At 73.1% G+C, this 14859-nt stretch carries 13 protein-coding genes; 5 read left to right on the forward strand and 8 right to left on the reverse strand.

The features are described 5' to 3' along the window. Positions 1 to 2 precede the first annotated feature (2 nt). Positions 3 to 1028 carry a methyltransferase gene (locus tag ACWC9T_RS33170; RefSeq protein WP_449824764.1) on the forward strand — a complete coding sequence of 342 codons (1026 nt, stop codon included), beginning with the start codon at positions 3 to 5 and terminating at the stop codon, positions 1026 to 1028. Positions 1029 to 1067: 39 nt separating this feature from the next. Here the strand turns inward: ACWC9T_RS33170 and ACWC9T_RS33175 are convergent, their stop codons facing one another. From ACWC9T_RS33175 to ACWC9T_RS33195, 5 genes are all read right to left on the reverse strand, one after another. Then, entirely contained in the window at positions 1068 to 2915 is a 1848-nt protein-coding gene (locus tag ACWC9T_RS33175; protein ID WP_449824765.1) for a S9 family peptidase, read from the reverse strand. Further along, entirely contained in the window at positions 2905 to 4296 is a 1392-nt protein-coding gene (locus ACWC9T_RS33180; protein WP_449824766.1) for an NAD(P)/FAD-dependent oxidoreductase, read from the reverse strand. Before ACWC9T_RS33180 ends, ACWC9T_RS33175 begins: the two co-directional genes overlap by 11 nt. Then, entirely contained in the window at positions 4293 to 4589 is a 297-nt protein-coding gene (locus tag ACWC9T_RS33185; protein WP_449824767.1) for a PqqD family protein, read from the reverse strand. The genes ACWC9T_RS33180 and ACWC9T_RS33185 overlap by 4 nt, the downstream gene beginning before the upstream one ends. After that, complete coding sequence (gene stsB / locus ACWC9T_RS33190) at positions 4570 to 6060, reverse strand: StsB family radical SAM/SPASM domain sactipeptide maturase (protein WP_449824768.1); 1491 nt, start codon at positions 6058 to 6060, stop codon at positions 4570 to 4572. Before stsB ends, ACWC9T_RS33185 begins: the two co-directional genes overlap by 20 nt. A 76-nt stretch (positions 6061 to 6136) precedes the next feature. Beyond that, positions 6137 to 6403, reverse strand: coding sequence for a StsA-related sactipeptide RiPP (locus ACWC9T_RS33195; protein ID WP_449824769.1), 267 nt, complete (start codon positions 6401 to 6403; stop codon positions 6137 to 6139). Positions 6404 to 6722: 319 nt separating this feature from the next. Between ACWC9T_RS33195 and ACWC9T_RS33200 the strand changes: the two genes are divergently transcribed. Next, positions 6723 to 7478: an AfsR/SARP family transcriptional regulator gene (locus ACWC9T_RS33200; RefSeq protein WP_449824770.1), complete on the forward strand. Its 756-nt coding sequence runs from the start codon at positions 6723 to 6725 to the stop codon at positions 7476 to 7478. A gap of 160 nt (positions 7479 to 7638) precedes the next feature. After that, positions 7639 to 8250 (forward strand): hypothetical protein, encoded by a 612-nt coding sequence (locus ACWC9T_RS33205; protein WP_449824771.1) that lies wholly within the window; start codon positions 7639 to 7641, stop codon positions 8248 to 8250. An 83-nt stretch (positions 8251 to 8333) separates the two neighbouring features. Here ACWC9T_RS33205 and ACWC9T_RS33210 read toward each other — a convergent pair whose 3' ends face one another. Further along, positions 8334 to 9488: an NAD(P) transhydrogenase subunit alpha gene (locus tag ACWC9T_RS33210; RefSeq protein WP_449824772.1), complete on the reverse strand. Its 1155-nt coding sequence runs from the start codon at positions 9486 to 9488 to the stop codon at positions 8334 to 8336. 143 nt (positions 9489 to 9631) lie between these two features. On the opposite strand from ACWC9T_RS33210, the gene ACWC9T_RS33215 reads away from it, so the two are divergent. Then, entirely contained in the window at positions 9632 to 13183 is a 3552-nt protein-coding gene (locus tag ACWC9T_RS33215; protein WP_449824773.1) for a hydantoinase B/oxoprolinase family protein, read from the forward strand. A 16-nt stretch (positions 13184 to 13199) separates the two neighbouring features. Here ACWC9T_RS33215 and ACWC9T_RS33220 read toward each other — a convergent pair whose 3' ends face one another. Next, positions 13200 to 13769, reverse strand: coding sequence for a TetR/AcrR family transcriptional regulator (locus ACWC9T_RS33220; RefSeq protein WP_449824774.1), 570 nt, complete (start codon positions 13767 to 13769; stop codon positions 13200 to 13202). Between the two features lie 71 nt (positions 13770 to 13840). Here ACWC9T_RS33220 and ACWC9T_RS33225 point away from each other — a divergent pair, with 71 nt between their 5' ends. After that, positions 13841 to 14326, forward strand: coding sequence for an FBP domain-containing protein (locus ACWC9T_RS33225; protein ID WP_449824775.1), 486 nt, complete (start codon positions 13841 to 13843; stop codon positions 14324 to 14326). A gap of 89 nt (positions 14327 to 14415) precedes the next feature. On the opposite strand, the gene ACWC9T_RS33230 is transcribed toward ACWC9T_RS33225, so the two are convergent. Then, positions 14416 to 14859: hydrogenase maturation protease (locus tag ACWC9T_RS33230; protein WP_449824776.1), on the reverse strand; the 444-nt coding region annotated here is incomplete at its 5' end.

Genomic DNA, 14859 nt, shown 5'->3' on the forward strand with positions numbered 1-14859 from the left:
ACGTGATCGATCCGAAGGTGACCGGGAACCTCTCCCGGATGGCGTTCGGCCATGCCACCTCGCAGATCCTCCACGCGGCTGTGCGACTCGGGGTGCCGGAGGCGCTCGCGGGCGGGCCGCTGGGGATCGGGGAGTTGGCGCGGGCGGTCGACTGCGACCCGGACGGGCTGACCAGGCTGGTCCGGGCCCTGGCGGTGCTGGGGGTGCTCGACGAGGCCGCGCCGGGCCGGTTCGCACTGGCCGAGTCGGGCCGGCAGCTGTGCGCCGGCCATCCGTGGTCGATCCGCTCCAGTGTGCTGCTCCTGGGCGACCCGGTGACGTGGCGCGCGTGGGGCGCGCTGACCGACGGCGTGCGGACCGGAGGCGCGGCGTTCGACCAGGTTCACGGTCGTCCGCTCTTCGACCACCTGGCCGACGATCCCCGGCTGTCGGGCCTCTTCAACGCCGCCATGGGCGAGGGCACCGGGTGGACCGCCCGTGAAGTACCCCGGGCGTACGACTTCACCGGCGCCCGCACCGTGGTCGACATCGGCGGCGGGAACGGCACCCTGCTGGCCGCCGTCCTCCGGGCCGCCCCCGACGCCCGGGGGATCCTGTTCGACAGCGCCCGGGGGTCGGTGGCCGCCGCCGAGACCTTCCGGGGGGCCGGGCTCGCCCCGGACCGCTGGTCGATCGAAGCGGGCGACTTCTTCCAGGCGGTGCCACGGGGCGACGTGCTGCTCGTGAAGGGCGTCCTGCACGACTGGGACGACGAGCGCTGCGCCGCGCTGCTGCGCAACTGCCGGGAGGCGATCGCCTCGGACGGGCGCCTGCTGGTCGTGGAGCCCGTCCTGCCCGACCGGCTGGACGCCCAAGAGGCCGCCGGAGTCGTCATGAGCGACATCGCGATGCTGGTCTACACCGGGGGCCGGGAGCGCAGCCGGGCCGAGTTCCGGGCGCTGCTCGCCGACGGCGGTTTCCGACTCGTCGACGTCACCCGGCGGCTGGCGGCCACGTCGGTCCGGATCCTGGTCGCGGCCCCGGACTGACCGGGGCCGGCGGTCCGGCTGAACGAACCAGCCGGACCGTCACGCCAGGTGCTCGGCGAGGAAGCGTTCCACCGCCGCGTAGTAGGTCTCGCGGTTGCCGGGCCTGGCCAGGCCGTGGCCTTCGTCGGGGAACAGCAGGTACTCGTGCGGCAGCCCCTTGGCGGCCAGCGCCGCGACGATCTGCTCGGCCTCCTCCCGGGGCACCCGGACGTCGTTGGCGCCGTGGGCCACCAGGACGGGGACGGAGATGTCGTCGGCCCGCGAGAGCGGGGACCGAGCCCACAGCATGTCGCGTTCGCTCTCCGGGTCCCCGACGTTCGCGGACATGAACGCCCGCAGCGGAGACCGGTACGGCGCCCCGGCCGCCAGCATCGTCAGCAGGTTCGACGGGCCGCACAGCGCTATCGCGCAGGTGAAGACCGACGGTGTGAAGGCCGCGCCGACGAGCGCCGCGTAACCCCCGTACGAGCAGCCCATGATCGCGACCCGGGCGGCGTCGATGCTGCCGTCCGCGGCCAGGTGGTCGAGCGCGTCGAGCAGGTCGGTGTGCATCGCGGCGCCCCACTGCTTGGCGCCCAGGTTGCGGAACCGCTTGCCGTAGCCCGTCGAGCCCCGGAAGTTGACCTGGACGCACGCGTAACCGCGGTTGGCCAGTAGTTGCGCCTCCTCGTCGAAGGCGAAGGTGTTCCGGGCCCACGGTCCGCCGTGCACGTTCACCACCGCCGGCAGGCGCCGGCGGTCCGCACCGGGCGGCCAGGTCACGTAGCCGTGCACGGTGACCCCGTCGCGCGCGGAGAACTCGAAGGGCTCCATCCTTGCGAGCCGGTACCGTTCGAGCTCCGGCTGGTGGCTGAAGAGGTACCGCAGTCGGCCGCCCGCCCGGTCGTAGACGTAGTAGAGGACCGGGCCGGCCCCGGTCACCACCGACACCGTCCACAGCCGGTCGGAGCGGTCGGTACGGTCGACGTAGACCTCGCCGTCGATCGCCTGGAGCGCGAGTTCGCCGCGGATCCGTCCGATGTCCTTGCCGAACTCCTCGTCGAGGAACACCCACTCGTCGCGGTCCTTGGCGAACAGCACCGCCTGCGGTGCCCGGCTGACCGGGTCCGGTTCCACCTGCTTGACGTCGTAGGTGGGATCCTCGGCGAGCGCGGTCCGCCGCCCGGTCGCGACGTCGACCGCGAACAGCCGGCTGCTGTTGGCCCCGATGGAGGACAGGAGGTAGCAGGTGGCGCCGTCCCGCGCGAAGCCGACGACCCGGGTCCCCATGACGTCCTCGTAGGGCACGTCCAGCCAGGGCTCGGCACCGTCCGGACCGCCCGGCGGGTCGAGGAAGACCGCCGTGCCGCCGTCGGGCTTCATCGCCGAGCCGCCGCGGACCCGCAGATCCGTGTCGACGATCCAGCTCAGGTAGCCGGGGTTCTCCGCGACCTTCGCGAGCCGACCCGTCACCAGGTCCAGGCGGTAGACGTCGTGCAGGTCGCGCCGGTCCTTGTTCAGCCCGATCAGCATCGTGGTCGGATGCCACCGGTTGTGGGCCAGCACGCGCGCCTGAACACCCTCGAAGGGGGTGGCGCAGCGTTCCTCGCCGGTGACGAGGTCGAGCAGGTGCAGCCGCCAGCTCTCGTCGCCGTTCTCGTCCCGCAGGTAGAACAGCGTGCGGTCGTCGTGGCACAGGCCGTAGGTCCGGATGCCGCGCCCACGGTCCCGGGTCAGCGCCCTCGCCTCGTCCGGACGGTCCACCGGGGCCGCCCAGACGTTCATCACCCCGTCGTCCGGGGCGAGGAAGAGCAGTCGGGTCCCGTCGGGTGAGATCCGCGGCAGGAGGTACGACGGGTTGCCGAACAGGACGGAGCGCGGGATCAGAGGTACGGATTCAGCCGTCACGGCTCACTCCCCGGGTAGCTGGCTGGCGTGGGCGCCCGGAGTGCCACCATTCGGAGAGCCCCGGGTACTGCGCGACCGCCTCGTCGGTGTCACGCGGCGGGGCCGGGTCGGCGAACGGCCCCCGCGGGAGGGGTGGGTTCACGCTCCGCGGCGAGGGGGCCAGCGTCTGGGCCCGGAAGAGCTCCGTCATGAGCGCCGGGTTGCCGAGCACGGCCCGGGACATCCCGGTCCCCGCCCGGTGCCCGGGCGCGGAGCCGGCCCGCGGCCGGTCCTGATCGGTCGCCATCCGCCACGCCCGCTCGGCCACCTCGGCCATGGCTGCCTGGAGTTCGGGGAAGACGGACGGATCGGCGCCGTACCGTGTCAGCTCGCGGTCCAGGCGCACCGCGCTGAGCAGGGCGATCGACATCCCGTGCGAGTAGACCGGGTTCATCGCCGTCAACGCGTCGCCGACGACCAGGAAGCCGTCGGGCCGGGGTCCCCGTTCGAAGAACCTCCTGCGGTTCGCGGTGGCCCGGAACGGCCGGACGCCGCCGAGGGGTTCGGCCGCGGCGATCAGCTCCGCCACGATCGGCGAGCCGAGCCCGCGGGCGCAGTCGGTGAATCCCCGCTGGTCGGTCGGCGGTGCCGCGGCGCGCGTGCCGGTCAGGGTGACGATCCACCGGCCGCCCTCGATGGGGAGCAGCGTCGCGCCGTACCCGGGCCGGTCGGCCGCCGGCCGCGGGTGCACCATGATCGCCGGGAGGTCGGCGGCCAGGTCCTCGGGCGCCCGGTAGATCCGCGTGGAGTACGCGAGCCCCGGGTCGACCGTCTCCTCCTCGACGCCGGACCCGGCGATCGCGGCCAGCCACTCCCCCGCCCGCGAACGCCGGCCCGTCGCGTCCACCACGACGTCGGCGCGGAGGGTCTCGCTGGAGCCGTCCTCCCGTCCGACCACGACTCCGGTCACCCGCGAGGCGTCACCGAGGAGTCGCAGCGCACGGGTGCGCTCCCGCACCGCCACCGCACCCTCGGCCAGGGCCCCCCGCCGGATGACGTGGTCCGTGAGCCACCGGCTGCAGGAGACCAGGAAGGCGCCGGTGTCGTGGCGGCGGAACCAGCCGCCCGATGTCAGGATCAGCGCGTCGCCCGGGAGTCCCCGCCGGTGCGCGCCCTCCGCGAGGAGGGCCTCCAGGGTGCCCGGGAGCACCGTGTCCAGGGCCTGGGCGCCCGCGGTCACCAGCACATGGCTGTGGAACGCCTGGGGCAGCCCCGACCGGACGCCCGGGCCCGCCGGGTACCGGCCGCCCTCGACCAGGGTGACGTCGTCGACGTGCCCGGAGAGCACCTTGGCCATCAGGACGCCCGCGAAGCCACCGCCGAGGACGACCGCCCGCGTCACGGCCGCGCGGCCGGCGCGGCTCCGGTCTCCTGGAGCAGACCGGCCTCGACCATCGAGCTGATGAACTCGTCCACTTCGGCGCGGATGCGCTCGCCCAGCACCGCGTTGTGCCCGGCGAACAGCAGGGACAGCCGCTCGATGACCTCCTCCCGTTCGCCGGCGCTCTCCACCAGCGCCCAGATCTGGGCGGCGGTCGCGTTCAGGGTCCGGAAGTCACCGGACTCGGTGTGGTAGAGCGAGATCCCGCCCGCGCTCTCCTGCCAGATGACCGCATCACTGATGTGCAGGGACAACGCCCGACCTCCTGTTCACCGGCATGATGGGAATGAGCTCACCGACCGTGATCCCGGGCTTGGACGCCGGGACGTAGGTCTTCCACTGCTCGTGCACCGGGTGCACCTCGCCGGTGGCCACCAGCCGGGGAACCGTCATGCCGAGGCTCTGCTCGGCGAGTTCCGCCCGGCTGACGCCGGCTTCCTGCCACAACTGCGAGGTGACACCGTGCCGCAGGATCCGGCACAGGTGGCGGCTGTTGCGCCGGACATCCCCGGACTCCGACAGGTGCGAGGCCCGGCACCCGCCGCCGCAGTTCGCCTTGATGTAGCACTGCTCGCAGTCGGCGTGGAACTCCCCGCCGAACACCGTGCTCCGGCGCATCGCGGCCAGCACCGGACTGGCGAAGACCTCCGCCAACCGCTGCCGTCTGACGTTGCCCGCGTACTCCCCCTTGCCCGTGACGAGCTTGCACGGGTAGACGTCGCCCAGGGAGTTGATGTAGATCTCGTTCCCGCCCATCCCGCAGTTGCCCTTGACCGAGCACGGCGTCACCGGCCGCGGCCCGTCCGGCTGGAGCTTCCCGGCCACCGGCGAGGTCCAGACGAGCTGCTGCACCCGCAGGTGGTCCCGCCATCCGAAGTCGTACGCGTCGCCGACGCCCCGGCCGAGGTCGTTGTGGTTCATCAGCCGGATGCTGTGGACCTCCAGCCCGTCGACGAACGAAGCGAAGTCCTCCAGCTCGTCGATGTTGTCCGAGGTGACGATGTGATTGATGGACGGGGCCACGCCGGCGTCGTTGAGCAACCGGATCGCCTGGTGGGTCCTGGCGAACGCGCCCTTGCCGCGGGTGCGGTCGTGCGTCTCGGCGGTGCCACCGTCGAGGCTCACCGTGACGGCGTTGAACAGCTCGGCGAACCGCCTCGCCGTCGCCGTCGTCCGGATCATCGTCGCGTTGGTGATGATGTTCGACTTCAGGCCGCTGCGGTTGGCGTGCTCGACGACCTGGAACAGGTCCTTGCGCAGCATCGGTTCGCCACCGGTGAAGACGAGGGTCCGGGCGCCGAGGTCCGCGATCTGCGAGACCAGGTCGAGCGACTCGGCGGTGTCGAGCTCGCCCGGGAGGCACTTCTCGGACGACGCGTAGCAGTAGGGGCAGCGGAGGTTGCAGCCGTCGGTGATGGCGTAGTACACGAAGTTCAGCGGGGCCTCGGCGACCCTGATCACGGGCCTGTTGCCGTTGTAGTAGACGATCCAGTTCAGGACGAGCTTGGCGAGGACGCGCTCCGCCTCGTCGTCCGGTTCCAGGGTCCGTTCGCCGCGGGCCCGGACGCCGGCCAGGGCTTCGAGGACGCGGAACTCGCGCCCGTCGAGGACGCATCGGGCGCCCACCTCCGGATTGACCACGAGGTAGTCCTCGTCATGCACGAAGTACGTCAGGCCCGTCGGCACCTCGAACAACGACAGGTTCCGGACCAGCTGCCCTCGCATCCCGCCTCCTATCCGGGCTGGCACAGGCGCAACCCGACACGCCTGAGCGCCGGGCCGCGCCTGTGGACTGTCGGGACTACTTCTGCGTCGAGCCGGAACCGGACCACGCGCCGCAGGCACACAGCATCGCGGCGTCGAAGCCCTCCTGGGTGGACTCGGGCGAGGCCCACTCCTGCGAGTGCGCCACCACGTCCGGCAGGACGGCCATGAGACGGGTCTTGGTCGAGATGAGGACCCGGGTCTCCTCGGGCGTCAGGCTGGCGTAGAACTCCTCGAGCTCGGGCGCCATCGTGCCGCCGAGGATCCCTGCCTCACGAAGGGCCTCCAGGGAGTTGAAGGTCATGCCTCCACCTTTCACTGTCGCGGGCTAGCTGGGCTGTCACCGAGACTGCTGCGTGGCGGACTTGTGAAACAACCCCACGATTGTGGGTTGTCGTGGCGCCTGCGGGCAGATACTACGCACGGAGTGTGAAGCCCCGTCAACGGTTCGGAATCGGCGTTGCCCCGGCGGCAGGCCCCGTCGCGGGTGTTGACGATCTCGGGCGCGCTGCGGTCTCATCTCTACTCAGAGTTGAGCTGACGTGACACCAAAACCGCCGTGTACAGCGGAAATCGATGACATGTCCAGCCTGACGGTCCCGTCGGACAACCCGAGAGGTGCGATGAGACCCACCGACTTCGGCACCGTGCACGTATCACTCCTGCCGGACTTCGTCTGCCGCATGGACCGGCGAGTCGTCGACCTCAGCGACATCCAGCAGCGGCTCGTCGCGGCTGTGGTGCTCGACGACCGTCCGGTGGGACGCCACGACCTCGCGGCACGCCTGTGGCCCGATGTGCCGCCCGCCCGGGCCGCGGCCCGCTTACGCCAGACGCTCTGGCGGCTGAACCAGGTGACGGTCGGGGAGCTGTTACGGACCTCGCACACCACCGTCGTCCTGGCCGAACACGTCGAGGTGGACTACCGGACGGCGGCCGGGCTGGTCTCGGCGGCGTCCCGGGCCGGCGGGGAGTCGCTTTCGGGGGGCGACCGGCTGCCGCAGGCGTGGAGCATGCTCCGGCATCCGCTGCTGTACGGCTGGGACGACGACTGGCTCGCGCCGTTCCAGGGAAAGTGGGAGCTACAGCGCGTGCAGGCGCTGGAGAACCTCGCGGAGGCGTTCCTGCAGCGCCGACAGCACTCCGCGGCGCTCGAACTGGCCGACGCCGCGGCCCAGGCCGACCCGCTGCGCGAGGGACCCCGGCGGATAGCCGTCCAATCCTGCCTGCGCGTCGGCGAGGTCGCCGACGCACACCGCCGGTACCGCCGCTATCGGGAGCTGCTCTCATCGGAACTGGGCGTCTCGCCGAGCAGCGCCATCCCCCAGCTGCTGAAGCAGGACCGCGAACGCCAACTGGCCCTGGCCGCCGACTACTGACCGCGCCTCCCCCGCGTCGACCTCGGCTTCGGGCCGGGTGCCCCGGGGCTCGGCCCGGCCCGACGGGGACGCCCGCAGTCCGCTGCACCCGTCGCGGCCGCGACGGCCCGCGGTGGCGGAGGGACACTGGTCGGGGGGCCGGAGGACGGGAGCGAACGCGATGCCTGACGGCGCGGGCGGCGGGTACCGCGCCCTGCTCGGCGAGCTGGCCGGCCTGGTACGGCTGGCGCGCACCGCGCTGGGCGGCGCGACGACCGCGCTGACCGGTGCGGAGAGCGGCGGCGAGGGGATTCCGGGTGCCGAGAAGGCCCTGGCCGAGTTGCGGGCCCGGATCGAGGAGGACGCCGCCGGGACGCTCGGCGGCCGGGCCGGGGTCGTCGTGGGCGTCCACGTCGGGTGCGAGGCGGAGGCCCTCGGGCAGCTGGTGCAGCGGCTGCTGGAGGTGGCCTGGACGCGCCAGAACCGCGAGCCGTTCGACGAGCGGCTGCTGGTCCCGCTGCGCGGGATCGCCGACGCGGCGCTGGACCTGGTCGGACGGGCGGCGGACGCCCTGGAGTCCGGGGCGCCGGAGGCCGTGGCGGACGTGCTCACCGAGTTGCACGAGGTCGCCCAGCGCCAGCGTCTGCTGTACGAACGGCTGCTGCGTGAGGAGGAGACGGACCAGGTCGACACCGCCGACCTGGTGCTGCTGTCCTGCTGCTACCGGCGGTGCGCCGACCACGCGGGGGCGATCGCCCGCCACGCGGGGCTGTTCGCGCACGCCGCGGTCTGAGAGCCGTCCGGCCTGGGAGCCGTCCGGGCCTGAGCGCTGAGAGCCGTCCGGCCTGGGAGCCGTCCGGGCCCGGGCCTGAGGCGTTACGGCAGGCCGGCGACGGCGGTCACGTCCTGCAGGAACCGCCGGGTGGGCTCGTGCCGCACCATGCCCCGGTCGGTCACCAGCATCGGCCCGAGCACCGGGTCGGCTGCGGGCTCCCCGCCCCGCAGCAGCCGGTCCAGCAGCGCGAGCGCGTTGTGGGCGTACGCGAGCGAGGCGGTCGCGGGCACCTGGGCGGCGAGCTCCCCGGCGCCGACGGCGATCACCCCGTCGCCGACCAGTGTGGTGGTGTCCGGCCGGACGCCCTCGATGGTGCCGCCCTCCGGGCCGGCCGCCAGGTCCACCAGCACCGAGCCGGGCCGCATCCGCGCCACCGCCGTCGTGTGGAGCAGGACCGGGGGCATCCGGCCGGGCAGGTAGAGGGCCGTCACCACCAGGTCGTGATTGGCGACGGCCTCGGCGAGGCCGGCCACCCAGGCCGGGCGTTCACGGTCGACGCTCTCCCACAGCTCCGGGTCGTCCGCGACCGGGTGCAGCCCGGGCAGGTCCAGCAGGTCGGCGCCCAGCGCGACGACCGCCGCGCGCTCGCGGTGGCGCAGCTCGACCGCGCTCACGGGTGCACCCAGGCGGCGGGCCGTGTCGATCGCCTGCAGGCCCGCGTGGCCGGCGCCCACCACCAGCACCCGGACCGGGTCGAACAGCCCGCCCGCCGTGCCCCAGGGCGGCAGGCAGCGGTCCATCCGGGTGGCGGCCAGCAGGACCGCCCGGTAGCCGGCCAGCCTGCTCTGGGAGGCCTCGGCGTCCAGCGGGTAGGCGGCGGGCAGGTCCGGCGCCAGATCGAGGCCGATCGCTGTCACCGCGCGGTTGGCCCACTGCCGGACGAGGTACGGGATCCGGTGCGGGCGCACCAGCGCGGCCAGCACCTGGCCGGCTCGCAGTTCACGCACCGGGTCGACGTTCGGCGGGTGGATGCCGAGCAGGACGTCCGCGCGGCGGAGCAGCTCGGCCCGTCCGACCACGACGGCGCCCGCTGCGCGGTAGTCGGCGTCGTGGTGGCCGGCCAGGGCGCCGGCGCCGGGCTCGACCAGGGCGGTCGCGCCGAGTCGGCCGACGGCCGGTACCAGCTCGGGCACCAGGGCCACCCGGCGCTCGTCGGGTGCGGTCTCGCGGAGCACTCCTACCGTCGTGGTCACCATCGCTGCCTCCATTGTCCCCGGGTCGACCGGCACGCCCAGTATGTCCCGTTTGCCCGCCCACTTCGCCCGGTCGGATACTCGGTCCCAGGGCTCGGGGCCTCCCGCGTACGGGGCGCCACGCGGCACGGCGGAGGGAGCCGGTCATGGCCTCCAGGGGCTGGCAGTTCTGGGTGGACCGGGGCGGGACCTTCACCGATGTGGTCGCGCTGGCCCCCGACGGCCGGCTGCTGACCCACAAGCTGCTCTCGCACGACCCGGCCCGCTACCGCGACCCCGCCGTGGCCGGGATCCGGGCCCTGCTCCCCCCAGGGGCAAGCATCGACTCGGTCCGGATGGGCACGACGGTGGCCACCAACGCCCTGCTGGAGCGCACCGGGGAGCCGACCGCGCTGTGCATCACCCGCGGTTTCGCGGACGCGCTGCGGATCGGCTACCAGAACCGGCCGCAGATCTTCGCCCGCGGGATCACGCTGCCCGAGCCGCTGTACGCCCGGGTGGTCGAGGTGGACGAGCGGATCGCCGCCGACGGCGAGGTGCTGCGCCCGCCCGACCTCGACCGACTCGCCGAGGACCTGCGCGACTGCCTGCGCGAGGGCATCCGCTCACTGGCGGTGGTCTGCCTGCACAGCTACCTGCACCCCGCGCACGAGCGGGAGATCGGCCACCTCGCCGGGCGACTCGGCTTCGACCAGGTGTCGTTGTCCAGCGAGGCGAGCCCGCTGATGAAGCTGGTTCCGCGCGGGGACACCGCCGTGGTGGACGCCTACCTCAGCCCCGGCCTGCGCCGCTACGTCCGGCAGGTGACGGACGAACTGGCCGGTGTCCGAATGATGTTCATGCAGTCCAACGGCGGCCTGGCCGAGGCCGGGCACTTCCGGGGCAAGGACGCGATCCTCTCCGGCCCGGCCGGCGGCATCGTCGGCATGGTGCGGATGTCGGAACTGGCCGGCCACGACCGGGTGATCGGCTTCGACATGGGCGGCACCTCCACCGACGTGTCGCACTTCGCCGGCGAGTACGAGCGGGTGGTGACCACCCAGGTCGCCGGGGTGCGGCTGCGGGCGCCGATGCTGGCCATCCACACCGTCGCGGCGGGCGGCGGCTCGGTGCTGCGCTTCGACGGCGAGCGCCTGCGGGTCGGACCGGACTCGGCCGGCGCGGACCCCGGCCCCGCCTGCTACCGGAACGGCGGGCCGCTGACCGTCACCGACGCCAACCTGCTGCTCGGCCGGATTCAGGCCGGGCACTTCCCGCACGTCTTCGGGCCGGACGGCGACCAACCGCTCGACACCGAGTCGACGAGACGTCAGTTCACCGAGCTGACCGAGGAGATCGGCGACCGGACGACGGAGGAGGCGGCCGAGGGTTTCCTGCGGATCGCGGTGGGCAACATCGCCAACGCGATCAAGCGCATCTCCGTCCAGCAGGGCCATGACGTCACCCGCTACGCCCTGACCACCTTCGGCGGCGCGGGCGGCCAGGTCGCCTGCCCGGTGGCCGAGGCGCTGGGCATCCGTACCGTGCTGGTGCCACCGATGGCCGGGGTGCTCTCCGCCCTCGGCATCGGTCTGGCCGACACCACCGTGCTGCGCGAGCACGCCGTCGAACGGCCACTGGCGGAGGGGGAGATGGCCGCCGTACGGGCGCTCGCCGAGGAACTGGCGGCGGCCGCCGCCGCCGAGCTGCTCGACCAGGGCACCCCGCCGGAGCGGATCCGGATGACCCACCGGGCCCGGCTGCGGTATCGGGGAACCGACACCACGATCGGCGTCCCGCTGGGCGAACCGGCCGACATGCGGGCCGAGTTCGAGCAGCGGCACCGGGCCACCTACTCCTTCCTGATGGACCGCCCGCTGGTGATCGAGGCCCTGGCCGTCGAAGGCACCGGCCTCACCGAGCAGCCGGAACTGGACGCCCTCTCCCCCGCCCCCGGGCAGGCGCCGGAGCCCACCGATGTGCCGCTGTACACGGGCGGCCGGTGGCGCCGGGTCCCGCTGCTGGAACGCGAGTCGATGCGACCGTCCGACACCGTGACCGGCCCGGCCGTGATCGCCGAGGCCAATGCCACCACCGTCGTGGACGACGGCTGGCGGGCAGGAATGACGGACGCCGGGCACCTGCTGCTCAAACACACCGGGGCACGCACGGAGGAGGCCGTCACCGCCGCCGCCGACCCCGTCCTGCTGGAGGTCTTCAACAACCTCTTCATGGCGATCGCCCAACAGATGGGCGCCCGACTGGAGTCCACCGCCCAGTCGGTCAACATCAAGGAGCGGCTGGACTTCTCCTGCGCGCTGTTCGACCCGGACGGCAACCTGGTCGCCAACGCCCCGCACATCCCGGTCCACCTCGGCTCGATGGGCACCACCGTCAAGGAGGTGATCCGCCGCCGTGGCCCGCAGCTGCGCCCGGGCGACACCTACGCGGTCAACGATCCGTACCACGGCGGCACCCACCTGCCCGACATCACCGTGGTGACCCCGGTGTTCGACCCGGACGGCCGCGAGGTGCTGTTCTTCGTCGCCTCGCGCGGCCACCACGCCGAGATCGGCGGCATCACCCCCGGCTCGATGCCCGCCGCCAGCCGGGAGATCCACGAGGAGGGCGTGCTCTTCGACGACTGGCCGCTGGTGGTGGACGGGCGGCTGCGCGAGGAGGAGACCGTACGGCTGCTCACCGGGTCGCGGTACCCGTCCCGCGACCCGGACACCAACCTGGCCGACCTGCGCGCCCAGGTCGCCGCCAACCGCAAGGGCGTCGACGAGGTCAACGCGATGATCGACCACTTCGGCCTCGACGTCGTCCAGGCCTACATGCGGCACGTCCAGGACAACGCCGAACAGGCGGTGCGCCGGGCCGTCGACGGCCTGACCGACGGCGGCTACCGCTACGAGACCGACTCCGGCGCCGTGATCGCCGTCGAGGTCAGGGTGGACCGCGAGAGCCGCAGCGCCACCGTCGACTTCACCGGTACCTCGCCCCAGCTCGGGAGCAACCTCAACGCCCCCTCCGCCGTGGTCACCGCCGCCGTCCTGTACGTCTTCCGCACCCTCGTCGCCGACGACATCCCGCTCAACGACGGCTGCCTGCGCCCGCTGCGGATCGTCGTCCCGCCCGGCTCCATGCTCTCCCCGACCTACCCCGCCGCCGTCGCCGCCGGGAACGTGGAGACCTCACAGGCCATCACCGGCGCGCTCTACGCCGCACTCGGCGTGCAGGCCGAGGGCTCCGGCACGATGAACAACCTCAGCTTCGGCAACGAGCACCACCAGTACTACGAGACCATCGCCTCCGGCTCCGGCGCCGGTCCCGGCTTCCACGGCGCCGACGTCGTCCAGACCCACATGACCAACTCCCGGCTCACCGACCCCGAGGTCCTGGAGTGGCGCCTGCCCGTCCTGGTCGAGGAGTTCGCCGTCCGCCCCGGCAGCGGCGGCGAGGGCCGCTGGCACGGCGGCAACGGCGCACTGCGCCGGCTGCGCTTCCGCGAACCGATGACGGTCAGCCTGCTCTCCAGCCACCGCCGGGTCCCCCCGTACGGCCTCGACGGCGGCGCCCCCGGCGACCTCGGCGCCAACCGGATCCTGCGCGCCGACGGCACCGTCGAGGACCTGCCCGGCTGCGGCAGTGCCGAGGTGGCGGCCGGAGACGCCCTGGAGATCCGCACCCCCGGCGGGGGCGGCTACGGCGGCTGACTCCGACGCCCCGACGTCAGGCCGTCGGCCAGGTGCGCAGCAGGGTGTCGAGGGCGTCCAGGATGCGCGACCAGGTGTCCTCCGTGGTGCGCGGGGTGTGCTGGAAGCTCCCCGCCCGCTCCAGGGTCACGTAGCCGTGGAAGGTGCTGCCGAGCAGGCGGACGGCGTCGGTCTCGTCGGGCTCCGCGAGGTCGTAGCCGCGCAGGATCGCGCGGGTCATCTGGGAGTGCCGGACGGCGGCACTGTTGCGCGCGGTCTCGTAGTCGAGTTCGAGCTGCGCGGCGGCGTAGCGGCCGGGGTGTTCGCGGGCGTAGTCGCGGTAGGCGTTGGCGAAGGCGGCCAGGGCGTCCTTGCCGGCGCGTCCGGCGAGGGCGGCGGCGACCCGGTCGGCGAGTTCCTCCAGCGCGAGCAGGGCGATCCTGGTCTTGAGGTCCCGGGAGTTCCTGACGTGCGAGTACAGGCTCGCGTCCTTGACGCCGAACCGGCGCGCCAGCGCCGACACCGTGACCTTGTCGAAGCCGACCTCGTCGGCGAGCTCCGCCCCGGCCCGGGTGAGTCGTTCCGCGTTCAGCCCTACGCGTGCCATGTGTGTCCCTTCCATCGCCTGGGGCCATTATATGTTTGCCTAATGCCTCTAGGTTATTTACTGTGCCTCCTATGAAGCCATTGACCGAGCAAGAGATCCGTGCCGCTTTCGTGAACTGCAGCAAGGGTGAGGCGAAGCGCCTGCACGTCCCCCGCGACCTGGTCGAACAGCCGTGGGACGACCTGGACTTCCTCGGGTGGCGCGACCCGCAAGCCCCCGATCGCGCCTACCTCGCGGCCGAGCTGCACGGCCGTACGGTGGCGGTCGCGCTGCGCTCCTCCGGCGCCGCCTCCTGGCAGGCCCGCCGCAGCATCTGTTCACTCTGCGTGACCACCCACACCGGGGGCGTCTCGCTGCTGGTCGCGCCGCTGGCCGGGAAGGCCGGCAAACAGGGCAACTCCGTCGGCGCGTACATGTGCAGCGACCTCGCCTGCTCGCTCTACGTGCGCGGCAAGCGGGAGGTCGGCACCCGGCTCCACGAGTCGCTCACCGTCGAGGAGAAGATCCGGCGCACCGTGGCCAACCTCGCCGCCTTCGTCGCCAAGGTCACGGCATGACCGGGGCCGGGGTCTCGCCCTGGGACCTCGCCGTCACCCTGGGCTGGTTCCTGGCGTCGCCGGGCGCCGAGCGCCGCCCTGCCGGGTCGTCATCGCCGGGCCTCCACCGCTCGGCGCACCTCGGCGGCGACGCGCGGCACCGCGTCGGCGACGGCCGGGCTCAGGCCCTCGCCGATCGAGAATTCCGCGCCCTCGACCGCCAGGATCAGCAGCTCGCGCGGCAGCTTGGCGAGCGCCGCGGCGAGGGCGACGGCGTGGCCGAGGCCCAGGCCGTGGGTGCCGGCCGCCGCCGCCTCGTCGGCGAGGGGGTCGGCGAGCAGGTGGTCGGCATCGACGGCGATCCGGTGGATCCGGCCCGGTTCGCCGGGGTGGCCGTGCACCGCGTCGACCACCACCGCGAGGTCGGCGTCCTCCCACAGCTCCATCAGCCGGGTGGGCTCGCCGTCGCACAGAGTGAGCCGGTCGACGGGAAGATCCTCGGCCGCGAGCTCCGCCAGGACGGATACGGCGGCGCCGTCGTCGTGACGGTACTC

It is taken from the genome of Kitasatospora sp. NPDC001159, assembly GCF_053598235.1.